The 22,170-nt window shown below is 48.6% G+C and carries 18 protein-coding genes, 1 tRNA gene and 1 riboswitch; of the genes, 5 read left to right on the top strand and 14 right to left on the bottom strand.

All coding sequences use genetic code 11. The annotated features are described in order from the left end of the window. Positions 1-82 precede the first annotated feature (82 nt). From ACMYR3_RS13210 to ACMYR3_RS13195, 4 genes are read right to left on the bottom strand one after another with little or no spacing between them, the layout of a single operon-like run. Positions 83-1,660: a YHS domain-containing protein gene (locus ACMYR3_RS13210; RefSeq protein WP_424192401.1), complete on the bottom strand. Its 1,578-nt coding sequence runs from the start codon at positions 1,658-1,660 to the stop codon at positions 83-85. Between the two features lie 14 nt (positions 1,661-1,674). Further along, entirely contained in the window at positions 1,675-1,956 is a 282-nt protein-coding gene (locus tag ACMYR3_RS13205) for an MmoB/DmpM family protein (RefSeq protein WP_424192400.1), read from the bottom strand. A 9-nt stretch (positions 1,957-1,965) separates the two neighbouring features. Further along, the gene (locus tag ACMYR3_RS13200) at positions 1,966-2,964 is read right to left on the bottom strand and encodes an aromatic/alkene monooxygenase hydroxylase subunit beta (RefSeq protein WP_424192399.1); all 999 of its coding nucleotides are present in this window, start codon (positions 2,962-2,964) and stop codon (positions 1,966-1,968) included. A gap of 47 nt (positions 2,965-3,011) precedes the next feature. After that, entirely contained in the window at positions 3,012-3,257 is a 246-nt protein-coding gene (locus ACMYR3_RS13195) for a phenol hydroxylase subunit (RefSeq protein ID WP_424192398.1), read from the bottom strand. 524 nt (positions 3,258-3,781) lie between these two features. On the opposite strand from ACMYR3_RS13195, the gene ACMYR3_RS13190 reads away from it, so the two are divergent. Further along, positions 3,782-4,990 (top strand): Bcr/CflA family multidrug efflux MFS transporter, encoded by a 1,209-nt coding sequence (locus ACMYR3_RS13190; RefSeq protein ID WP_424192397.1) that lies wholly within the window; start codon positions 3,782-3,784, stop codon positions 4,988-4,990. Positions 4,991-5,089: 99 nt separating this feature from the next. Further along, positions 5,090-5,365 (top strand): HU family DNA-binding protein, encoded by a 276-nt coding sequence (locus ACMYR3_RS13185; RefSeq protein ID WP_424192396.1) that lies wholly within the window; start codon positions 5,090-5,092, stop codon positions 5,363-5,365. A gap of 535 nt (positions 5,366-5,900) precedes the next feature. Here ACMYR3_RS13185 and ACMYR3_RS13180 read toward each other — a convergent pair. The 4 genes from ACMYR3_RS13180 to ACMYR3_RS13165 form a co-directional block, all read right to left on the bottom strand. Beyond that, positions 5,901-5,976, bottom strand: a tRNA-Asn gene (locus ACMYR3_RS13180). Between the two features lie 66 nt (positions 5,977-6,042). After that, positions 6,043-8,223, bottom strand: a complete 2,181-nt coding sequence (locus ACMYR3_RS13175) for a TonB-dependent siderophore receptor (RefSeq protein WP_424192395.1) — start codon at positions 8,221-8,223, stop codon at positions 6,043-6,045. A 51-nt stretch (positions 8,224-8,274) separates the two neighbouring features. Further along, positions 8,275-8,383: riboswitch (TPP riboswitch) on the bottom strand. Positions 8,384-8,456: 73 nt separating this feature from the next. Further along, positions 8,457-9,503, bottom strand: coding sequence for an alpha/beta hydrolase family protein (locus ACMYR3_RS13170; protein WP_424192394.1), 1,047 nt, complete (start codon positions 9,501-9,503; stop codon positions 8,457-8,459). A 275-nt stretch (positions 9,504-9,778) separates the two neighbouring features. Continuing rightward, positions 9,779-10,582: a hypothetical protein gene (locus ACMYR3_RS13165; protein ID WP_424192393.1), complete on the bottom strand. Its 804-nt coding sequence runs from the start codon at positions 10,580-10,582 to the stop codon at positions 9,779-9,781. An 87-nt stretch (positions 10,583-10,669) separates the two neighbouring features. Here ACMYR3_RS13165 and putA point away from each other — a divergent pair, with 87 nt between their 5' ends. Then, positions 10,670-14,149, top strand: coding sequence for a bifunctional proline dehydrogenase/L-glutamate gamma-semialdehyde dehydrogenase PutA (gene putA / locus ACMYR3_RS13160; RefSeq protein ID WP_424192392.1), 3,480 nt, complete (start codon positions 10,670-10,672; stop codon positions 14,147-14,149). Here putA and ACMYR3_RS13155 read toward each other — a convergent pair. From ACMYR3_RS13155 to tsaE, 6 genes are all read right to left on the bottom strand, one after another. After that, a complete protein-coding gene (locus ACMYR3_RS13155) occupies positions 14,085-15,269 on the bottom strand; it encodes a glycosyltransferase (protein ID WP_424192391.1) in 1,185 nt (394 codons plus the stop codon). The two genes, putA and ACMYR3_RS13155, sit on opposite strands and share 65 nt — an antisense overlap. A gap of 132 nt (positions 15,270-15,401) precedes the next feature. After that, positions 15,402-16,301 carry a KPN_02809 family neutral zinc metallopeptidase gene (ypfJ, locus tag ACMYR3_RS13150; RefSeq protein ID WP_424192390.1) on the bottom strand — a complete coding sequence of 300 codons (900 nt, stop codon included), beginning with the start codon at positions 16,299-16,301 and terminating at the stop codon, positions 15,402-15,404. Positions 16,302-16,422: 121 nt separating this feature from the next. Beyond that, the gene (locus tag ACMYR3_RS13145) at positions 16,423-16,923 is read right to left on the bottom strand and encodes a YMGG-like glycine zipper-containing protein (protein WP_424192389.1); all 501 of its coding nucleotides are present in this window, start codon (positions 16,921-16,923) and stop codon (positions 16,423-16,425) included. Positions 16,924-17,135: 212 nt separating this feature from the next. Then, positions 17,136-17,576, bottom strand: coding sequence for a YMGG-like glycine zipper-containing protein (locus ACMYR3_RS13140; protein ID WP_424192388.1), 441 nt, complete (start codon positions 17,574-17,576; stop codon positions 17,136-17,138). Positions 17,577-17,814: 238 nt separating this feature from the next. Beyond that, complete coding sequence (locus tag ACMYR3_RS13135) at positions 17,815-19,314, bottom strand: N-acetylmuramoyl-L-alanine amidase (protein ID WP_424192387.1); 1,500 nt, start codon at positions 19,312-19,314, stop codon at positions 17,815-17,817. Further along, on the bottom strand, positions 19,275-19,895 hold the full coding sequence (gene tsaE / locus ACMYR3_RS13130) for a tRNA (adenosine(37)-N6)-threonylcarbamoyltransferase complex ATPase subunit type 1 TsaE (protein WP_424192386.1): 621 nt from the start codon (positions 19,893-19,895) through the stop codon (positions 19,275-19,277). Before tsaE ends, ACMYR3_RS13135 begins: the two co-directional genes overlap by 40 nt. A gap of 17 nt (positions 19,896-19,912) precedes the next feature. On the opposite strand from tsaE, the gene queG reads away from it, so the two are divergent. After that, entirely contained in the window at positions 19,913-21,172 is a 1,260-nt protein-coding gene (gene queG, locus ACMYR3_RS13125) for a tRNA epoxyqueuosine(34) reductase QueG (protein ID WP_424192385.1), read from the top strand. Continuing rightward, complete coding sequence (xerD, locus tag ACMYR3_RS13120) at positions 21,169-22,164, top strand: site-specific tyrosine recombinase XerD (RefSeq protein ID WP_424192384.1); 996 nt, start codon at positions 21,169-21,171, stop codon at positions 22,162-22,164. The genes queG and xerD overlap by 4 nt, the downstream gene beginning before the upstream one ends. The last annotated feature ends 6 nt before the right edge of the window (positions 22,165-22,170 follow it).

Raw genomic sequence — 22,170 nt, 5'->3', positions numbered from 1 at the left:
TTGTCTCCTAAATACTAATTTATTAGTAATGGGGTTGTCTTAACAAAACTTATTATCGGCGCAGCTTTAGCGCCGATTAATCTCAAGCAGCTTTGGGTACTTCGTCAGAATGAATTCCCTTCCACTGCTGCCAATTTTTCTCATCTAAAGATCCTTCATAATCCATATTATCTTGACCAGATATGACATGGAAGTACCTCATTACTTCAGCAATTGGATCAAAATCTTTAGCCTCAGTATTTACATCTGGCTCAAAACAATTGCCTTGCATAATTTGATGTGCAGGTAACCAAGCACTTACATACTTATCTGGATTTTCAATAAATATGTCGTAACAACCATCAGAGCAAAAATGATATTTATTATCATCATGTACCGTTTCTCTATGGCTGATCTTGGTTGGGTCAACAGTTTCTGTTGAAATCAGTGGTACTTGACAGCATTGACACAACATAGGCAGATTATTGTTGTAATAGCGCTCGCCCTTCTGACTAAGTTCTTTATAGTGTTCAATACGAGGACGGTAATATTTGTCAAAGGTATCAGGATACTTCTCTGATAGCCATTCCATGTCTTCTTCAGATGGTAACCAAACATGAAACGCTGCTGCACCAGTAAAGTTATAAAAGGAATTCCAAGTCTGGTGTGATAAATGTTCTGCTTCAGCGATGGTTTGTTCCCAATACTTAGGCATACGAAGTCCGTATCTACTCAAGTCTTTAAACAGTGAACCACCATTTTCTACGAAGTAGATTTGCCAAGCTTCTTTCCATGACATTACTTTTTTCGGTAGCATGTAATCAAGCATCATTGATACAAGACCAAGTATTTTGTACCCACGCCAGAACCACTTGTCGAGATAGCGCTGAATAATTTCGACATTACTTGGATCTTGTTCAAGAACAAATTTAATGCATTCAAGGCCAAGTGTCATGTGACGAGCCTCATCCGACTGTGAAGAGAAGCCAAAGGTAACGGTCGCCATATCACCGTTATATGCTGCTCCAGACATAAATGGCATGAAAACTAAATTTGTTAATAGATACTCAAGCGCAAACGAAATAGCGATAATTTGTTCAAATGGGCCAGAAGTCAGGGCATCTTCAAAAAATGACTTTGGCACAGAGAGGTACCATAATCGATCATTCATGACGCGATGATCATGAAGACCGTTAAAGTACTTGTTGTATTGACTAATACTATGAATTTGTGTCTGGACATGACGTAATTCGTCAATAGCTTGCAATTGGCAAGCTATTGCAGCACCGGGTCCTGGGAATTGTCTGCCTAGCATTGCAAATAGGCGGTGGGCATTATATTCGGCTGGTGTTATGCCTGTAAAAAATAGCTTTAGTGTATTTACATATCTAGCATCTGAAATATTTAGTTGGCCATTGTTTTGCTGAAATGCATCTAATACTGCATATAGTTTCCGTTCTTTTTCAGCTTGGTATTTCCAGTAAGAATCCATCGTCAAACGAAATGGATCTTCCCACTTATCCCAATCGTGAATTTTAATGCCATCAAGTTTAAGCTGATCGAAAGCTTTATCCATGGATTGATATGATGTTTCCCAGCCAAGATCTCTGGTCATCAGGGCGTATTTTTCTTTTAAATTCAACTTTTTTAATGCTTGTTTATTTTCAATTGAGTTATTCATCTCGTGTCTCCTATTTAACGGTTCCAATGCAATATCATTTCTTCATCTGTTTCTTCAACGTTGCCTGACAAGGAAATAAGATTTATATTGATTGATTGCAAATCCCATTTATTACCAATAATTTCTTCCACGGTCTTTCGCTTCAAAACTAATCGATTAGGTGCATCTATCTTGACCATTGCTGGTAAGTAATTAACAGTTGCATTTGGATTATCAATTTGTATTGCTTCAATGATAGGTCTAGTGTCTTCATTCATCTGTAAAGCGATGAATACAATGCTTTGATCAATGCTCATTTAATCCCCTTAGTTGGTAATACCCAATTTAATTAGGCGAGTATTTAATTCTGATAGGGAGATTTCTAATCGCTCTCTCGCCAGATTCTCATTACTAATTGATAGAAGTGGATTTATCGCTTCAACTACATTACCAATCCATTTTTTTGACCAGCAGGCTAATAAATTAGTATTAGACACAGACTCAGAAGCCACTCTTTTTATACAAGCATCTACCCATTTCGAGTTATCTGGATACCATGCATGTTGGAACTCAAGAAGCATTGCTAATGAAGAGTCACCAGAATTTGATAAATTATTTTGGTATTGTCTATACATGACGGGATACAGAATTGCATCTTGGATGAGGTTTTGAGCTAAAAATAGTTCAAACCAGTCTTTTTGGACTAACATACTTTCAATTGACCTGCGTAAAGGTTGCCAACTTTCATTGGTTAGCCAGGTATCCTTTGCCCTAGCCAATGAGCTACCTGAATTTCTATCGAGTAATAATCCTATTTTTGATAGATATTGAGCCATCCCAAGTCTATCTGTAGTGTTAAACATTGCACCTTGAGTAATAGGTGTTCCAAAGCCATAGGCGGTGATAAAACAATTATTTAGATTTGCTGCCCATTCCACATGACGCAACGGTAAAAGCGATGATTCAATTTCAGCAATTTTTTCTGATGGGAGTTGATTTAATAAATCATGCTTTTCGATAAATGCAAAGTTGTTTTCTATTGTTTCCTGCAACTTGGCTCTATTCATTACATAAGAGGCGTAATAATATTGCCGTGGATCCTTAAGCTCATCCCAATCTACCATTTTTACTTTTGTTCGCCTTTCGTCATATATTTCGTGCTCAGGATCCCAAATTGGACGGTAATGAAAATTATCGCGTGGCTGTAAATCAAAACTTGCTTCTTGATAACGTGATGCAGGCTTATTTGAACCAAAGCGTCGCGACACCCGATTAAATGTGTGACGAATCGGTTCTACGCTGGCAACTTTAATTTCTACACTCATTGTTAATGTCTCCTTTGATTTATTGTGGTTAGGATGAAATTATTTAACTATCCATAAAGATATTTATATTGTCGTTGTTTGGCTTTTTCAGAATCTTGTTTGCTAATTTCCTCTGTACCAGCTTGATTGGAGAAGGCTTCAAAAGCTGAGCGTGGCAAAATTAGTTCAACAGATAAGTCTGGTTCACCAATAGCAAAATCAAATACAACAAATCCGTCTGAACGAATCTCTTTTACTCGATAAAATCGGCGAGTTGAATCTATGCCCAATTTGAGGGGATAATTGATTTTCATAGCTGTCTCCAAAATTATTCGATTTTCATTAACAATTGCAACGTACGTGCCTGATTTGATAATTTTTCGTTGATTTATATTGAAATATATAAAAATCAATTGGTTAGAAATTTATTTTTGAAATTGATAATGTGATGAGTATTTATTTGATAAAGTTTTATTTCTCATTTAATAAATAAATACTTTTTTCTATTTAAATAGTTCATGAAATTCTTAAATTTATCGTTTATTAGAATAAAAAACTTTAAGGATTAAGGATTTGACAGGCTTAACTATCTGAAATAATTCAAGTGTGTAATTAAATTTATACATACTTAATAATTCATCAATTTTTGTTGAATCTGTATTTTTTAAACATGATCTGTATGTTTAATATATTCATATTGACAAAATGAATATGTATGATGCGAGGTTATTATTGTCTATAGATTTATCTGTAATTCATTTTTTTCGTAAGATAAATAATCTTATAGATTCGTTAAGTAAATTTATACCTAGTTGAAATTCAATCCAGTCGGAAAATAATGACAGAAGTGGAAATTGAAAGTAACGCCATGCCTGGCTGGTTAGTGTTGTTGGGTATTTTGACCGCCGTTGCCCCCTTATCAATCGACATGTATCTGCCCAGCTTTCCACAAGTGCAACAGACTCTGGGAGGATCATCAGGCCATGTCGAATTCACCCTGGCCAGCTTCTTCATCGGCCTGACCCTGGGTCAATTATTTTATGGCCCATTGAGTGATCGCTTCGGCCGCAAGCCACTGCTGTATGTCGGATTTCTCCTCTACACCTTGGCATCAATCGGCTGTGCCATGGCTGACAATATCGCCATGCTGACAACCTGGCGCTTTATTCAAGGTATGGGCGGCTGTGCCGGTATCATTATTCCCAGCGCCATTGTGCGTGATCGCACCTCGGCACGAGAATCAGCCAAGGCATTCTCATTGCTCATGCTGGTCATGGGACTCGCCCCCATTCTCGCGCCACTGCTCGGTGGCGGACTGCTGACATGGTGGGGCTGGCGCTCCATTTTTCTGGTACTGGCCGCTTTTGGCAGCTTGTGTCTGATCGGTATTACCCTGGGTCTCAGCGAAACGCATGACACCACACAGGAACCACCACTCCGATTGATGACCGTATTAGGCAACTACGCCCATCTATGCAGCAACCGCACCTTTCTTGGTTATGCCCTAGGAGGTGGCTTGGCCATGTCAGGGATGTTTGCTTACATTGCCGGATCCCCATTGGTACTGATCAACTTATATGGCATCGCACCGCATCACTACGGTTGGTTTTTTGGCATCAATGCGATTGGTCTGATTGCCTCAAGCCAGTTCAATGCCCGCATGTTGCGCAAATACCCCGCGACCACGCTATTGCGTTGGGCACTGTGGGTGCCGCTGATCGTGGGCATCGGTTTGGCCGTACTGGCATTTTCTGGCTGGATATCGTTACCCTGGTTTGTTCTAGGATTTTTCTGTTTTGTGTCCAGCCTGGGATGGATCATTCCCAATGCCACGGCCTCGGCATTGGCAACGCACGGTCAGATGGCGGGGACAGCGGCGGCTTTGGCGAGTGCACTGCAATTCTTTTTTGCCACTTTGGCGGGGGCACTGGTGGGCTTGCTCCATGATGGTACAGGGCGTCCACTGGCTGGCATGATGGCCCTGTGCGGCATCGGTGCATGGTCGTGTCATCGATGGTTGATCAACCATTCGCGCCATCCACATTGAAGAGTTGATCCGGATTAAGCAGGGCTGACAATTAACCGTTTTAAATTTTATTTTTCCCAAAAGTAAGGTTGCCTTTCCCTACGATGAAGAGACTGAAACATGACGCAGACTGAACTCATTGCCAAACTGATCCAAAGTACCGATTTAAGTAAAAAGCAAATTGATCATTTACTTAAGGTGTTAGGCGTCACGATCCAGCATGCACTTTTAAATGATGATGAGGTGACGTTGCCGGGTGTGGGTAAACTCGGCGCTAAGCGACGAGGTGCGCGAGTTGGGAGAAATCCGGCAACGGGACAGCAAATGGCTATTGCTGCTCGTAAAGTGGCTGTCTTTACGCCCATCAAAGCGCTGAAGGCGGCAATTAATCCCTGAATAGATTCAGTATGAACTGGGGGGCATCAGAAGTCTGATAATACAGATTTTCTTGTTGCAAAAGTAAAAACCCAGTTATAACGACATCTTGAAACACATTGAAGAAACTACAAGTGATTGGGAGGGCGGCAAGCTTGGCCAGGACGCGGGTGCATGCCGTATTCAGACCTCAACGGTAAACACCTGGACGCAGTACTTGGCCTAAAGGCAATCTCAATTCGATTGCCGATCACTTGGATTGATGACTTAAAGGCTTTAAATATTTTCACCATATTGATTACCAACTCATCATCTGCGATTTATTACTGCGATGATTTGTAGAAACCGAAAAAAAACGCTTTAAGAATGAGGTGGTTGAGAAAGCTGTAGAACTTTTGCACGACGGGATCACTGAGACCTGCCCCCAAGTTAAGGCGGCTTAAATACGACCTTCAGACAGCTAAATTTTGCTATTCGGGGATTACACAGAGGTTTTATGAAGCAATGAAGCAAAAAAGCCCGATCTTGTGAATCGGGCTTTTTTGCTTCATTTTATTGGCTCCCCGACCTGGACTCGAACCAGGGACCTGCGGATTAACAGTCCGTCGCTCTACCGACTGAGCTATCAGGGAATGAGAAAGCGATTATAGGCCGGAAATTTGGATTTCGTCAATAGTTGGATGCATTGGATTGCGGTTTTAGAACTCAAATTGAGCCGAAAGTTTGAACAATCGCGATGCTCCCAGGTGAATGTAGGTGTCACCGCCGCTGTCGGCACCAGTATCTTTCCAGTACAACCTGTTGAAAAGATTCTGGATATTGAAACGCAAAGTGGTGCGTCGCTGGCCAGTATTGATTAAATAGCGCAACCCGGCGTTAATGACGTGGTAGCCGGGGACTGAGACGCTTTCATCGCGTGTGGCAGACTTGGCGGCAGAGTAGATCCAGGCACCATTGACGGTGAGGTTTGGTACTTGTGGCAAGTCGTATTCGGCATAAACCGATGATTTGAACTTGGGTACATTGAGTAGTTGTTTGCCATTGTAGGCTGCATTGGCGGTATTTTCCTGAGTGGCCTGGATATAGGCCGCACTTGAAAAAAGGCGCAGGTTGGAAGAAATATTGCCGCTTGCGGAGACTTCAAAACCGTGGTTTTGTGACTCGCCTTGCTGAATGTAATTATTACTATTGCCGTCCAAATAAACCAGTGGGCGACGGATTGAGAATAAGGCGGTGCTGATGGCCAGTTTTTGATTGAGTTGGGTTTTAGCGCCAATCTCATATTGCTTGCTGACGACGGGATCAAATGCTTGTCCGGCATTGTTGGCAGTGCGTGGTGCCACGCCGCCAGACTCAATACCTTCAGAATAGCTCGCATAATAACTTAGTTGGGTGGTTGGCGAATAGATAATGGCAGCCGTTGGTGAATTGATAGAACGACGGTATTGATTGTCCAGTGCGCCGGTGCTGTCATTGTGTGTTTCATCAATCTTGCTATGTTTTAAACCAAGGTGCAGTTTGAAACTGGGCGAGAGCGCCATTACATCATAAAGGGCTAAACCTTTCTGTTCATGCACGATGCGTGTGACGGGTAATCCCGGCGAGCTTGGCGAAGCAGGAAATTGATCAGATGGCTGATAAATATTGCTAAAGCCAACATAGTCAAAAACCGAAGCACCACGACTTTCCTGCTGATCCAGTGTGGAATAGGCAATGGACAAGTCGTGCTTGATAAATCCGGTAGTCAATTTGCCTTGAAGTACGGCCATTCGTTGCAAGCTGGTGCGAGTTTGCCCTGGGCTGCGATAGTCGTAAAGATCATAGTCACCATTGGCACAAAACTGCACTGAATAGCTTGGTCCATTGGAGCAGCCATAGGGAAAGGCGACATTGTCATCAGTGAGGATCTTGTTGCGATTGATGGCCATATAGGCTTGCCAGTCGTCGTTGAGCTGGTAATCAAAGCGTCCGCCGACATTGCTGGTTTCGGTCTGGACTGGTTTGCTCCACGCTTGATTGTTGAGCATGGTGTCGGGTGAAACGCCTCGCGGAACGGTCGTGCCGCCAAGCAGCTGGTAAGCAGGGACGCTTAATTGCGAGAGCTTTTGGTAGTCGAGATCAAGCTGCAACAAAGCTTGCGGTGAGAGCTTCCAGTCAAAGGCTGCTGAAGCAAAACTGCGATTGCCATTGGCACCTTTGACATAAGAGCGCAGGTCTTCCTGGGCCGCATTGAAGCGATAACCAAATTGCCGATCCACACCAAAATGATTGCCAATATCAGCATGAATATAGCTGCTGCCACGCTCGCTCAAGCCAACATCAATGGAACGATATAGATTGGCAGTTGGGCGTTTGGTGACGTAATTGAGTATGCCGCCTGGTGCATTAAAACCGCTTTGCAAAGCTGAAACACCCTTGAGTACTTCAACCCGTTCCTTGTTTTCCAGCGGCATGCTGGATTCGTTGTCGATGGTCAGCCCATTGAGTTTATAGGCGGTCTTGTTATCGAGCGCATAGCCGCGGATTGCAAAGGTCTGGTAGTAACCAACGGGTGCATAGTTTTCTTGCACGCTGGCATCGTTGATCAGGACCTCCGTCACAATGCGTGCGCCTTGATTTTCATACAGCTCACGAGGAATAACGCTGACCGCAGCAGGAGTTTGCAAGATGGCTGGTTCGCCAAAGCCAGCCACGCTGGATTGTTGTGCGGGATAAGCCGAATCGCGTTGGCTTTTGACATTGATTTCGGAGAGTGTCGCCGTATTCTGTTGCGCCAGGGCGGGTAGGGCAACCAACAGACTGCTGATGGCCATCAGGCCGACAGCGGGTTTGCCAGCAAAGGCTGGACTTGATTTTTTATTATTGAAATGGCGAGCCATTGATTACTCCTAAGGGCGCAGCACAGGAGCAATGTCGATGTTGATTCGGGCGAATTCAATTCGATGCTTCCCTGCGCTAGCATTATCTAGATCAGGTTCAAAGGGTATTTCTCACCCGGTGGCAGTGGTTTACTGCCAGCCAGGACCCCCAGCTTGAGCGTTGTCAGAACGGCAACAGACGAATTGTAAGGGAAATGTGAAAAGTGAGTCGCACGGGTTTATTTGTTGCTGACTTATTTACTGCTGAAGTGATCATCGTAATTGAGCACTTCACCAGCCTGTTTTTGCAGCCAGTTGCGTGCGGCCTCATCCGATTTTAGATAGGCATTCCAAAAGGCGATGCTCAGCGCATTGCCTGCTTTGATCACATGTTTGTCGGCACTCATGCTGGCGGGGTTGCGCGCCTGCTTGCTGCGTGTTGTGGTTTCAATGTTTTGGCCACTAAAAATCATGTGGTCGGCATCCTTGAAAACCACCAGATATTTATTGCCGGCAGGCATCATCTCAAAGGGTTTAGTGCGATTGACTGCCGCCGTACCCAGGCCGCCAGGAAGTTCTCCATCCAGGGTACCGGTCATGCTGAAAAACGGGCGTTCAATTTTTGCAAAGGGATTGCCGCCGGTATTGCGAAAAGAGGGGGAAGGCGAAAAAGCAATCGCAGCGCCAATTCGAGCATCTGCTGCGCGATTACCAAACGGCCCCATTTGTTGACCAGCGATTGCCTGGGTGGTAATGGCGCCAAAGGAGTGACCTGCCATGCCAATATGCGCTAGATCAGCATATTGCAAAGGATGGTCACCAGGTGTGGCAACACGTTTGGTGAGGCTATCGAGGATAAACTTGATATCACGGGTGCGTTCAATCAGCTGCATGGGATTGGCGGCTGATTTCATGCTCATGGCGGCATCCAATCCGGGCTTGCCCTGCCAGACGGATTCATCGCTACCCTTGTGTTGAACATGAATCACAATATAGCCGTGACTGGCCCAATGTTCGCCCCATAATTTGCCGCTATTGGTGGAGCCACCCAAGCCGTGCGAGAAGAGGATGACGGGTAATTTGCGCTCACTCTGTGGAATCCGCAATTTAATCGGGACGTCACGATTGCGCGAGGTATCGCGCCAAACCTGATCAATCACGTTGACTGAATAAGTGCCGCTTTGTTCATACACCGAATTGGCTTGAACCGTGGTTGGCAGTAATCCAGCAGCGCAGATGGCGCTGAGTGTTCCAAATAATTTGCGACGTAAAGCAGAAGAAGGAGAGAGAGCGACGCGCATGTGATTAGAGTTATAGGGACTGCAAAACGACGATTGTCCTGTGAGTTAGCAGGAAAGGCAAATTTATTGGACTAAGTGGTGGTTGATAGCCATTGTTGGCTGGTGATTGTTGAAATAAATAGACAGTTTTGACAGTGAAAAGGTGTCTTACAAGCCCCTTTATTGATGCACCTGAGCGATGCCTTGAAAGGGCCGGTGGCTGCGGTTTTTGGCAAAAAGCCCGTGCAGATTGGCGCTTGGCGGCCTGGCGAGGCACATTTTATCGTCCAGGTTTTTCAATTTACATCGACGCGAACCCGCACACTGCTGCTTCCCGCCTGACTGGAGCTGGTGGTCGAGGCGATGCCGCGGCCACTGTAACTGGCTGATTCGTCGACACCACCCAGCTCAATCCATTCGCCCAGGCGGCCACTGACAACCGAATTGGTTTGCATGCCATTGACCTGATTTTGGTTGGTAAAGGCTTCTCGCTGCGTCGAGATTTCCAGCACCACATTGTCGCCATTGACGCGTGGCCGTACATAAAACCCTGTACTGGCCTGTTGGGGGACGACCGTCTCGTTGTAATAGGCACCGCCATTGACGATGGCGACATTGGGCTGGCTGATCAGGCGGGCGCTATGGTTGGCAATATAGGCAACACCACCTTCCATGACCTGTACCTGCTGGGAAACACCCTGATTGCTCGACAGGGTGCGACTATTGCCACGCAGCTCCACCGAGCTGCCCTGTGAGCTGACTACACCGCGGCCTTGCAGGGATTGACGGTCCGACTCAATCGCGCCGCCTTGTTGTACTGAAATCAGCAGGCGTTTTTGTTGTACATCCAGATTGGCAATCACTCGACGTAAATCAGCCAGACTGCTGGGCGTGGTACGCACAAAAAGGGTAAAACCATTGCCCGTGACGGTGCTGCCCGGTGGCAGGAGCTGTGCTGCAATCGGCATGATTTCATTGGCAGGGCGATGTTTTAGCTCAATGATTTCCAGAGTCTGTGCCCAGCAGCATACAGGCAGCAGCAAACTGGCCATGAGCCAGCGGCACGATGTTTGCAAGAAGTTGGTGATGAAATCAAACAAGCTGTGTTTCCGATAAGGTGATGATGCGTGGCTTGGATTTAAGTCGGTATTTACGATAGGATAAAGCATCTTACCTTGGAGGCCAAAGTGACTGCTGCCTTGCTGCTTGCCATCAGTAACGCACATCGGCGTGCCGAGGCTGACTGTGTGCACGATTTATTACGCAGTTGGCGGCATGATCAACATCGGGCCGAAGCGGCCAATGCGCTTTCCCGAGAAATCGTCACCAATTTAAGACGGCATCAGCAGCAACAGGGCGATAGTCTGGTGCAGGCGCTGATGCAAGAGTTTGCCCTGTCCAGTCAGGAGGGCAAAGCCTTGATGAGTTTGGCTGAAGCCCTGTTGCGCATTCCTGATAAGCCCACCCGCGACGCGCTGATTCATGACCAGCTATTGCAGGGCAACTGGATTGAACACGTCGGTCATGCCACTTCCTTGACCATGCAGGCAGCCACCTGGGGGCTGATCATTGGCAGCAAGCTGGTGCAGCTCGGTGGTGAATCCCTGATTCGGCAGGCCGTGGAACATGCCATCAAACTGTTGGGCAAGCAGTTTGTCGCTGGCCAGACCATTGACGATGCCTTGCAGCATGCCAGTCATTGGGAGCAGCAAGGTTTCTCCTATTCTTTTGATATGCTGGGTGAAGCCGCCATGACGGCGCCGGATGCCGATCGTTATACGGCTGCTTATACTGAGGCCATTCATGCCATCGGCCGCAAACATCAAGGTCAGGGTGTGTATCGATCGGCTGGTATCTCCATCAAGCTGTCTGCCCTGCATCCGCGTTACCAGCCCTCGCAGCAAGTACGTGTCATGAGCGAGTTATGGCCCAGGCTTCTGTCCCTGGCTGAATTGGCGCGTGAATATGAAATCGGTTTGCATATCGATGCCGAAGAATCAGAACGCCTGGAATTATCACTATGTCTACTCAAAGCCTTGTGTGAAGCGCCAGGTCTGCAAGGCTGGCAAGGTATTGGCTTTGTTGTACAGGCTTATCAAAAACGCGCGCCCTATGTGATTGACCGGTTGATTGATTTGGCCACTCGTACCGAGCATCGCCTGATGATCCGCCTGGTCAAAGGGGCTTATTGGGATGCCGAGATCAAGCGCACCCAGCAGGAGGGCCAGGTGGATTACCCGGTGTTCACGCGCAAGGCACATACCGATGTCAGCTACCTGGTTTGTGCCCAGAAATTATTGGCAGCACCAAAGCAAATTTACGCCGAGTTTGCGACCCACAATGCACTCACGCTGGCCATGGTCTATCAGATGGCAGAGCAGGCTTTTCCAGATTATCAGTCGGATGGGCAATATGAATTTCAATGCTTGCATGGCATGGGGGAAGCTTTATACAGCCAGGTGGTCGGCAACGCTCATCTCAAACGTCATTGCCGTATTTATGCGCCCGTTGGATCGCATGAGACCTTGTTGGCCTATCTGGTCAGAAGGTTATTGGAAAACGGGGCGAACACTTCGTTTGTCAATCAACTGTCAGATAGCACTTTATCGTTGGATGGTTTGCTGCAAGACCCAATCGAGCTGACCTATGCCAGCCAGGGACATCCGCATCCCGCCATACCTTTGCCGAGTCAACTTTATGGTCAGGCAAGAGTCAATGCAGCTGGTTTTGATTTCTCCAATGCACGTCAATGTGAAGGGTTAAGCCTTCATTTAAAAAATGAATTGATGCGCCTTCAATCTGAAGCAGTTCTGGTCGAAGAGGTCAGTCAATCAACTATTGATGATGCTTTGCGCAAAGGGCAGCATGCTGCAAGTGACTGGCGTCAACAGACAGCGAGCCAACGTGCACAATTGCTGTTGTGTGCTGCAGAGCGATTACAGTCGCGCTGGCAACAGTTTGTTGCCCTATTGGTTTTTGAGGCGCACAAGACCTTGCCCAATGCCGTAGGTGAGGTACGAGAGGCGATTGATTTTTTGCGTTATTACGCCGCTCAAATTCGGCAATGGGATGGTGCTACCCATATCCCTCGCGGGCTGGTGCTGTGCATCAGTCCATGGAATTTTCCATTGAGTATTCTGCTTGGGCAAGTCAGTGCGGCCTTGGCTGCAGGCAATACAGTGCTTGCCAAGCCAGCAGAGCAAACGCCACGGATTGCGCAACAGATCATCGCCTTGCTCCATGAGGTTGGTTTTCCTTCCGATGTCGTACAGTTATTATGCGGCGCTGGTGAGACGGTGGGGGCATGCCTGGTGGCCGATGCGCGAGTGCAGGGGGTACTTTTTACAGGCTCAACCCAGGTGGCTAGTTTGATTCAGCAATCCTTGGCGCAACGATTGGATTGTCGTGGTCAGCCCGTCATGTTGATCGCTGAAACCGGCGGACAGAATGCCATGCTGGTGGATGCCTCGGCCTTGGCCGAGCAGGTTGTGGCTGATGCAATGATGAGTGCGTTTGATAGTGCCGGTCAGCGCTGCTCTTCGGCACGCATTCTGGCTTTGCAGGAGGAGGTGGCTAAGCCAATCATTGATCTGCTCGAAGGTGCAATGGCACAGTTGCAGGTGGGCGATCCTGCACTGCTGGCAACGGATATCGGACCATTAATTGATAGCAGTGCCTGCGACTCGATTCAAGTACACATTGAGCACATGAAAGAAGCCGGTTGCCGGGTAGTTCAGGCAGGTTATTTGGATGAATCTGCCAGCAATTCAGCAAGCCATCTTTTACCAACGTTGATTGAAGTAGATGATTTGAGCCTACTCAAGCAGGAGGTTTTTGGTCCGGTATTGCATGTGCTGCGCTTTGCTCGCAGTACCTTGCCAAAGCTGCTCAGGGATATCAATCGGCTTGACTATGGCCTGACGATGGGCTTGCAGAGTCGCTTGGAAAGCACTTGTCAATTAGTTGAAGCAACGGCACAAGTTGGAAATTTATATATCAACCGAAGCATGACCGGCGCCGTGGTGGGTGTGCAACCTTTTGGCGGTGAAGGTTTATCTGGCACCGGCCCAAAAGCCGGTGGACCCTTGTATCTGTATCGCTTGCTGACGCAACATCCGATGTTGCCATTGAGTGACGGCGAGTTATTGGCAGGGCCAACTGGAGAAAGTAATCGATATCACCTGCATCCACGTAGCAAAATTTTATGTCTTGGGCCGGATTTGGCTGATCTCAATCAGCAGTTGTTGGCGGTCTTGGCGACATGCAATCAAGCCTTCATTCCTGAAGGATTGAAAACCTTATTACGATCCGCTCCCGCACCTGCGGGATTACCAGTCCAGTTTGTTGCCGGTGATGGCTGGCTGGATTTATCAACGATCATTCTGAAAGAAAATCCAGCCGCTATCATGTCGGCGCATCAAGGTGCTGATTTGCTGAAGCTGCAAAAGGTACTGGCAGATATTGCTATTCTGCGCAGTGGTGATTTGTTGGCCCTGGTGACGCCAATGAAACACGCCACGACTCATCCAGATATTGCAAATTCAATCAAACCGCCAAGCCACTATCCGCTCTATCAACTCATGCATGAGCGTGTTGTCACCATTAATACTGCTGCGGCAGGTGGTAACGCGAGCTTGATGACTTTGATTGATCCTGATGTTGGCTAAGTCCCATGACATCTGCCTGACTAAGCAATTCATGACGTGCGCCCATACGATTATGGCGGGCATCCTGGATGGCACTGTGAATCAACTTCAAGCGACGCCCCATGATGATGGGATGGTGTTCCTTAAACAAACCAAGCATGGCCAGATAGGTCAGATAAAACCACTGATTGGCCAAGTGCCGTAATGGATAGTGTTGACGTTTCTGTTCGAGCCAACTTCGATTGCGTACCACATAGTACAGACGACCCAAGTCGACACCTTGCATCAGCCATTGGCGCAGCCGGTAAGTTTGTCGATTCCAGTCGGTTTCCAGATCACTCAACCGGGCTTGAGGCACCAACCAGATTTGCTTACCCAGGTCGGTCATACGTAAGGTGAAATCGATATCATCCTCATAGGTATGCAGCGCAATATTCGGTAAACCGATTCGCTCAATCCAACGACGCGGAAAGAGCAAGCCGCCGTATGGGGCATAGTCTGCCTTGATCGCCTTTTTATCAGCAGTAAACGCGGTAGGCTCGATTTGGATCTGGCTGATTGCTGGAATTGCATGCGGCTTATCTCGGCCGCTGAGTTTTTGTCTGATGCGGTTTTGCAGGCGTCCCAAGCGATCAAAAATATCAAAGCCCAGAAAGCTGTCGGTTTGCCAGCTGGCCGCCTGGGGTGATGACGTATGGCTGGGATCACTTAAATCAGGTCGATCACAAAATGCGGCATGTTGATCTGGATGATCTTGCGCCAGACAGTGGTCGAGCAAATATTGCAGGGCGTGAGCCTGAGGGACAGTATCGTCATCCAGCAACCAGATATAGTCTGACTGATCGCGATAGGCCGCCTCCATGCCAATATGAAAACCGCCAGCTGAACCAGTATTGCTCGCCAGGTTAATGGTGGTGATGGCCTGACCAGGAAAGTGTTGTTCAATCAGATCGTCAATGGCTTGGGAACTGCCATTGTTGACCACGATGATGTGATCAAGATTGTCGTGATGTTGCACCAGCGCTTGTAAAACCTGCTGCAGGTAGTGCCAGCGCTCACCGTAAGTCACGGTGACACAAGTCACGCTGGCAGATTGCGCAGACAAAGTTCGGATTGCGTGAGGGTGTTGCCGTAAGACCATGATGGTCACCTGGTTGCCATGTCAAATCATGGCTTCACCTTACGCTTCTTCAAATTATTTTGCAATGCACAAATTCTTTTGCGTGTGTAAGAATTGGCTTATTCTAAATCAAAGTTATTTAAAAACAGTGGCTTAGAGTTGCTTGCTTTGAAAGGTGTTACATTGATTCATATCGCCGGAGTCCATGCCTTGCTTAAACCAGCGGACTCGCTGCGCAGAAGAGCCATGTGTAAAGGTTTCAGGTACAGCATAACCTTGCGATTGCTTTTGCAGGGTGTCGTCGCCAATGGCGGTGGCTGCATTGAGTGCTTCCTCAATGTCACCCTGTTCAAGAAATTGCTTGGTTTCTTGAGTGTGATTGGCCCATACGCCCGCCAGGCAATCAGCCTGTAATTCCAGGCGAACCGACAAGGCGTTGTATTCGGTTTCGCTGACGCGACGGCGCATGGCGTCTACCTTGCCACTGATACCGAGCAGATTTTGAACATGATGGCCGACTTCATGAGCGATGACATAGGCTTGGGCAAAGTCGCCAGGTGCATGAAAACGTTGTTTCATGAGCTCGTAAAAACGCAGGTCAATATACACTTTTTGATCAGCCGGGCAATAAAAGGGACCTGCTGCTGATTGACCAGTGCCGCAAGCAGTCGGGGTGGAGCCGGTAAACAAAACCAGTTTGGGGTTTTGATACTGCTTGCCCTGGCTTTTGAAAATGGCTTGCCAGGTGTCTTCGGTATCGGCCAAAACCACTGCGACAAATTTGGCCATGGTGTCATGGACTTCAGATGGAGCCTGTTCATAGCGAGCATCGGGAGCACTTTGTACCGCCGCATCACCGCCACCGCCTGCCAGCATATTGAGGACGGATAGGGGATTGACCCCAAATACCAGCGAGGCTACCAGCGCAATGGCAACGGTACCTAAACCAATTGAGCGACCACCACCAAAAGGTAATCCGCCCCCACCGCCGCCGCTATCCATATCACGCCGGTCTTCAATATTGTCACTTTCCCGATCGCCTTCCCATTTCATTATCTTCTCCTGAGCAATGGCATCATCTTAGCAGTGCCAGTCGATATGCTGTCAACCGGTGCTATAAAAAGTTCAGGCACCCGTAGGTGCCTGAGCGGTATCAGCTTAATGACTTGAAGTTTTACCAGTCATAGCGATGGCGGTGTGGCTCGCAATGTTCACGTTCGCCATAACCATCCCGATATTCGGGACGATATTGATAACGATAGCCTTGATCGTTATCGTAGTAGACCGGTTGTGGCTGGCTGTACACAATTTGGGGTGCGGGATAAATAACGCGTGGCGCGGGTTGATAATACACTTGCGGCACCTCGCGATATACCGGACGTTGTTGCGGATAGTAACCACCACGATTCTCATAGCCACCACGACCTTCGTAGCCAGTCCGGCCTTCATAGCCGCCACGGCCACCTTCATAATGGGTGCGAGTGACCGAAGCGCCTACGGCTGCTCCCAATGCACCACCTACCACCGCGCCATCTTGTCCGCCCATATTGCGGCCAATCAGTACACCGGCACCTGCGCCTAGCAATGCGCCAATCAGTTGATCATTGGCCATGGCGGGTACCGTTGCCGCCAAAGCCATCGGTACCAATAAACCCAAGACAATCCGTTTTTTCATTTCTTATCTCCTTCACGCCAGCCGCACAATGCGCTGCGTTAAGCCAATAACGGTGGGGGGAGTGGATGGATGACAAAATAGAGGGCCATTAACAATTAAGTTGTAACCAAGCTCTCTGGATTCAATATTAGGATTTGATATTTGGCACAGGCACCAAAACAAAAGGGCACTTGCGTACCCTTGAGTTTGAAGCTAATGCATGCTTGAGTGGCTTACCAGCCGCGATGATGCCCGTAATGTGGGCGGCCATAGTAATAGCCGGGTGCCGGAACCACATATACCGGTGGTGGCGGGGGTGCCATATACATCGGAGCCGGGTACACAATGCGTGGCGCAGGTTGGTAATAGACCGGCTCAGGCGGCATCACATAAACCGGACGGGGTGGGGGTGGATAGTAACCACCATTGACGTAGCCAGCACTGTAACTGTTGTTGTAACCACCGCCATAATAGGGACGCGTGGCTGAGGCACCGACGGCAGCCCCTAATGCACCACCGACCACTGCGCCATTCGGGCCACCGACATTGCGGCCAATCAATGCACCAGCGCCAGCACCCACAATGGCACCGAGTACTTGGTCATTGGCATGTGCGGTGACACTACCCCACAGGGTCAGCGGGGTCAGCAAGGTAATGAGGATTTTCTTGTTCATGTTGATCTCCAGCAAGCGGCTGCATCAGGCAAGCCATGTTTGTATAACGAAGCTTGCGCCAATTGCGCTGACACTGTGAATCACTGTTACATTTTTTTGGTCCAATGGACTCTCAATGAAGTCAGCAGCATGATTATGGCAGTTTGGTAATTAAATATACTATATGGGTGTATAAAAACAGATCATTTATTAATGCACTGTACAAGGCTATATTTTAATATACACCTCGTGAGTATTCCTATATGGCGCGATTTTTAGCAGGTGGCGGGTTTTTGCTGAAGTAGCGACGAATGCCGTGAATAATCGCTTCGGCGAGTTGATCCTGATAATCCTCGTCGTTGAGTTTGGCTTCTTCGGCGGGGTTGGAAATGAACGCGGTTTCAATCAGGATGCTGGGAATATCGGGTGCCTTGAGCACCGCAAAACTGGCCTGTTCCACGCCCTTGCTGTGCAGGGTATTGAGGTTGCCGATGGAATTGAGTACCGAGCGGCCGATCTTCAGGCTTTCATTGATTTGTGCGGTGGTGGATAAGTCGAGCAATACTTCGGCGACATGGCGATCCTGACCTGATAGATTCACTCCACCAATCAAGTCGGCAGAATTTTCCTTTTTGGCCAGCCAGCGCGCCGATGACGACGACGCACCGCTTTCACTGAGCGCAAATACCGACGAGCCGCGGGCATTGGCATCCACAAACGCGTCGGCATGAATCGAAACAAACAGATCGGCCTGCAACCGTCGTGCTTTTTGTACCCGTGAACCCAAGGGTACAAAGTAATCGGCGTCGCGTGTCAAGGCAACGCGCATATTGGGTTCCAATTCGATTTTTTGCTTAAGTCGACGGGCAATCGAGAGCACCACATTTTTTTCATAACTACCGGCTTTACCCACAGCGCCTGGATCCTCACCGCCGTGGCCAGGGTCAAGCGCAATGGTGATCATGCGCGTGGTGTTGTTGGCATTGCCATCGCGATTGGTCTCGTTGCGATTGCCCGCACTATTGGCGATCTCCTTGTCCAGCTTGTCAATCGACTTGCCTTGCGGCGTATTGAGTGACTTTGGATTACCCTCTTTTTCACGGCGTTCCTGATCTTCCAGAAAACCCAGTAGGGGATCGTTATCCACTTCAGGATAAAGATCAAAGAGTAGCCGGTTACGGTATTGGCCGATCGGTGCTTGTTCAAATACCTGCGGTTTGACATGAGTTTTAAGATCAAACACCAGCCTGACCACACCGGGCTGAAATTGCCCGACCCGTACCTGACGCACATAGGGATCATCGGTACGAATTTTTGATACCAGCTCCTTGAGCGTGGGGCTCAGTTGCAGGCCGGTAATATCCACTACCAGGCGCGGTGGCGAATCGACCAACTGATGGCTATATTGCAAGGCTCCGTCCGATTCCAGCGTGACGCGGGTGTAATCCTTGGCTGGCCAGACACGGACTGCCACAATGCCAGCACCATAACTGATTTCAGGTAGCCCCAGCGTGAGTGCCAAGCCGCCAATGGCTTCGAGTAAATGACGACGTTTTGGGACAAAACCGGCTTGTTTGCGCTGACTAAAGCGCGCCGCACGAAAACAGCTGATAAGTGAGTGTTGAGGTGTCAGTACCTGAGTCGGTTTTTTATGAAAGCGTCCAAACAGGTTTGGCTGCGACAGGTCGGCCGCTTGGCTCCAGCTTGATAAGCGTTGGATCAGTCTTTGGTAGAAGGTGCCTGGAGCGTGTTTAGCCATGATGTCAGCCACGTATTGGTCGTGGCATCAAAATTGGCTGCACAGTAGGCAGAAAGGTGTCGGACATCAGCATTTTCGTCGTTTTCTAGAACTAGCCAGAGGTCGGGCGAAGGTAAGGCGCGCGCCACTTTTTCCGGCCATTCTGCCAAAATGATGGCAGACTCATCAAACAGCTCGCGAAACCCGGCATCCTCCCATTCAGATGCTGAGCCAAACCTATAAAAATCAAAGTGATATAAGTTTAAGCGAGATTTGGCTTGAAGTTCCAGTTCATAGGGCTCCAAAATCGCATAAGTGGGACTTTTGATACGTCCAGACACGCCCAAAGTGCGTAAAAATGCACGTGCAAAGGTGGTTTTGCCTGCGCCCAGATCACCAGAAAGATAGATTCGAATCGGTGCCATGCCCGGTAAAATGGCTGATTGCCAATGCGCAGTCATGGCCAGGGCCAGTTGTTCGGCCAGCCATTGCGTCTGTGCTTCGTTGCGCATGGTGTATTTGACGGAGCAAGGTAATGCAACGTGATCGGCAAAGTGATCGGGCAGAACCGATGGGCCAAACTGAAAAGGCATAGGCGTCATAGAGAAATGGCAAAAGTGTGAAACTGACAAAGCAAGCACCAGATTGTAGGGGGGAACTGCCGCTGGCCGTCAAATCACCCGTGGATTGGTCGATTTTGCGGGGGCATCTGTATGCTTGGGCGGAGGAGTTGGGTTTTGATGACCTACGCGTTCAAGCAGTGGCGCCGCTGGCCGACCATGCGTTCTATGAGCAATGGCTGGCCAAGGGTTATGCCGGTGAGATGGATTATCTGGCGCGGCATGCCGATTTACGCAGCAATCCTGACAAACTGATGCCGGGTGCATTGAGTGTGATTTCTGTGCGGATGAATTATTTGCCTGCTACAACTTTTATCAGTCAAAACGCTCAACATGATCATACCGAGCAGGCGTCGGCTTCATCCGTATCGACGGATTGGCGGCAAAAAGAATGGGGGCGTATGCTGGACCCATCGCAGGCGGTTGTTTCAGTCTATGCCCGGGGGCGCGATTATCACAAGGTACTGCGCCAACGTTTGCAAAAGTTGGCCGACCGGATCAATCATTGGCTGTCAGAGCAGGTGTTTGAAAGTGAACCGCCTTTTCAGGCACGAGCCGTGACGGATTCGGCACCCATCATGGAGGTGGCGCTGGCCGCGCAAGCGCAATTGGGTTGGCGTGGCAAGCATACCTTGCTGTTGACGCGGGAGGCGGGTTCCTTCTTTTTCTTGGGTGAGTTGCTCACCAATCTGCCATTGGCCGAGATACCGCAAGTTAATGAAGCTGCGGCTGCAAGCAATGGCCAGCATTGCGGCAGTTGCCAACGCTGTATCGACATCTGTCCAACCAAAGCCATTGTTGCGCCTTATGAGCTGGATGCACGACGTTGTATTTCGTATCTGACCATTGAGCATGACGGCAGCATTCCTCTGGCGCTGCGCCCTTTGCTGGGCAATCATATTTATGGCTGCGATGATTGCCAGTTGATCTGCCCCTGGAACAAGTTTGCGCAAGTTAGTCCTTTGCCAGACTTTGCGGTGCGCCACGAATTAGATAGCACTGACCTGATAAGGCTGTTTAGCTGGACCGAAGCACAGTTTAAAGAACGCATGGCCGGTAGCCCCATCTTAAGGATTGGGCATCTTCGCTGGTTACGCAATATTGCGGTGGCCCTGGGTAATGCATTGCGCACCTTGCCGGAAAATGATCCACTTGCCATGGCATTGCATGCAGCATTGACGGCCCATGAAAGTCATCCCGATTTGGTGGTGGTCGAGCATGTGCAATGGGCTTTGCAGCAAAGACCGGAGGTTGAATGAAAACGGACATTTTGCTTGAAGCCAGCTTGCAAGAGATTGATCAGTTTGTCAGCCAGTTGTGGCTGGAACATGGTTTATCTAAAAATTCATTAGATGCCTATCGGAGTGATCTGAATCTGTTGGCCGAGTGGCTGGCTGAAAAGAAGACGACACTGTTGCAAGCGCGTCATGACCAGATTGAAGCCTATTTGGCGCATAAACTCTCGCATGTGCCAAAGCCCGGTCGAAAAAAATCTGAATCGCCAGAGGTTGTTGATGCCGTTACCGATGATGTCCCTAAACGCGGCAAGGCGACGTCATCGAATCGACGTACTACCGTTTTCAAACGATTCTATGTGTGGGCCAAGCTGCATAACAAGATTGAGCAAGATCCTTGTGTGCGGCTGGTCAGCGCCAAGCAGCAACGGCAGATTCCTCATGCTCTATCCGAAGCGCAGGTAGAAAGTCTGTTGGCTGCCCCGGATACGAATACGGCACTGGGGATTCGTGATCGAGCCATGCTCGAACTGATGTACGCCAGTGGTTTGCGCGTCTCGGAGCTGGTTGACCTGCGTGCTGTGGAAATCAGTCTTACTGAGCATGCCATGAAAGTCGTTGGCAAGGGCAATAAGGAGCGCTTGTTGCCGTTTGGCGAAATGGCAGGTCAGTGGATCGAGCGTTATCTGCTCGAAGCCAGAACCGAGCTAATGGGGCATCATGCAGAACTGAGTCAAAGCGATACGCTGTTTATTACCCAGCGCGGCGCAGGCATGACACGCCAGGCATTCTGGTACATCATCAAACGCTATGCACGCAAGGCCGATATCCATACGCCTTTGTCGCCGCATGTGTTGCGGCATGCTTTTGCCACCCATTTGCTGAATCATGGTGCCGATCTGCGGGCAGTGCAGATGCTGCTGGGCCATGCCGATATTTCGACCACCCAGATTTATACCCATGTTGCTACCACACGTCTCAAGGCCTTGCATGCTCGTCATCATCCGCGTGCATGACAATGG

The sequence above is a fragment of the Ampullimonas aquatilis genome, from assembly GCF_049675895.1.
Taxonomy (GTDB): domain Bacteria; phylum Pseudomonadota; class Gammaproteobacteria; order Burkholderiales; family Burkholderiaceae_D; genus Ampullimonas; species Ampullimonas aquatilis.
This window is presented reverse-complemented; position numbering and strand designations above follow the sequence as displayed.

What these genes read in the sequence shown, in the direction of transcription:
- ACMYR3_RS13210 (WP_424192401.1), bottom strand. Translation starts at nt 1,660, where the DNA reads ATGAATAACTCAATTGAAAATAAACAAGCATTAAAAAAGTTGAATTTA.
- ACMYR3_RS13205 (WP_424192400.1), bottom strand. Translation starts at nt 1,956, where the DNA reads ATGAGCATTGATCAAAGCATTGTATTCATCGCTTTACAGATGAATGAA.
- ACMYR3_RS13200 (WP_424192399.1), bottom strand. Translation starts at nt 2,964, where the DNA reads ATGAGTGTAGAAATTAAAGTTGCCAGCGTAGAACCGATTCGTCACACA.
- ACMYR3_RS13195 (WP_424192398.1), bottom strand. Translation starts at nt 3,257, where the DNA reads ATGAAAATCAATTATCCCCTCAAATTGGGCATAGATTCAACTCGCCGA.
- ACMYR3_RS13190 (WP_424192397.1), top strand. Translation starts at nt 3,782, where the DNA reads ATGACAGAAGTGGAAATTGAAAGTAACGCCATGCCTGGCTGGTTAGTG.
- ACMYR3_RS13185 (WP_424192396.1), top strand. Translation starts at nt 5,090, where the DNA reads ATGACGCAGACTGAACTCATTGCCAAACTGATCCAAAGTACCGATTTA.
- ACMYR3_RS13175 (WP_424192395.1), bottom strand. Translation starts at nt 8,223, where the DNA reads ATGGCTCGCCATTTCAATAATAAAAAATCAAGTCCAGCCTTTGCTGGC.
- ACMYR3_RS13170 (WP_424192394.1), bottom strand. Translation starts at nt 9,503, where the DNA reads ATGCGCGTCGCTCTCTCTCCTTCTTCTGCTTTACGTCGCAAATTATTT.
- ACMYR3_RS13155 (WP_424192391.1), bottom strand. Translation starts at nt 15,269, where the DNA reads ATGGTCTTACGGCAACACCCTCACGCAATCCGAACTTTGTCTGCGCAA.
- ypfJ (WP_424192390.1), bottom strand. Translation starts at nt 16,301, where the DNA reads ATGAAATGGGAAGGCGATCGGGAAAGTGACAATATTGAAGACCGGCGT.
- ACMYR3_RS13145 (WP_424192389.1), bottom strand. Translation starts at nt 16,923, where the DNA reads ATGAAAAAACGGATTGTCTTGGGTTTATTGGTACCGATGGCTTTGGCG.
- ACMYR3_RS13140 (WP_424192388.1), bottom strand. Translation starts at nt 17,576, where the DNA reads ATGAACAAGAAAATCCTCATTACCTTGCTGACCCCGCTGACCCTGTGG.
- ACMYR3_RS13135 (WP_424192387.1), bottom strand. Translation starts at nt 19,314, where the DNA reads ATGGCTAAACACGCTCCAGGCACCTTCTACCAAAGACTGATCCAACGC.
- tsaE (WP_424192386.1), bottom strand. Translation starts at nt 19,895, where the DNA reads ATGACGCCTATGCCTTTTCAGTTTGGCCCATCGGTTCTGCCCGATCAC.
- xerD (WP_424192384.1), top strand. Translation starts at nt 21,169, where the DNA reads ATGAAAACGGACATTTTGCTTGAAGCCAGCTTGCAAGAGATTGATCAG.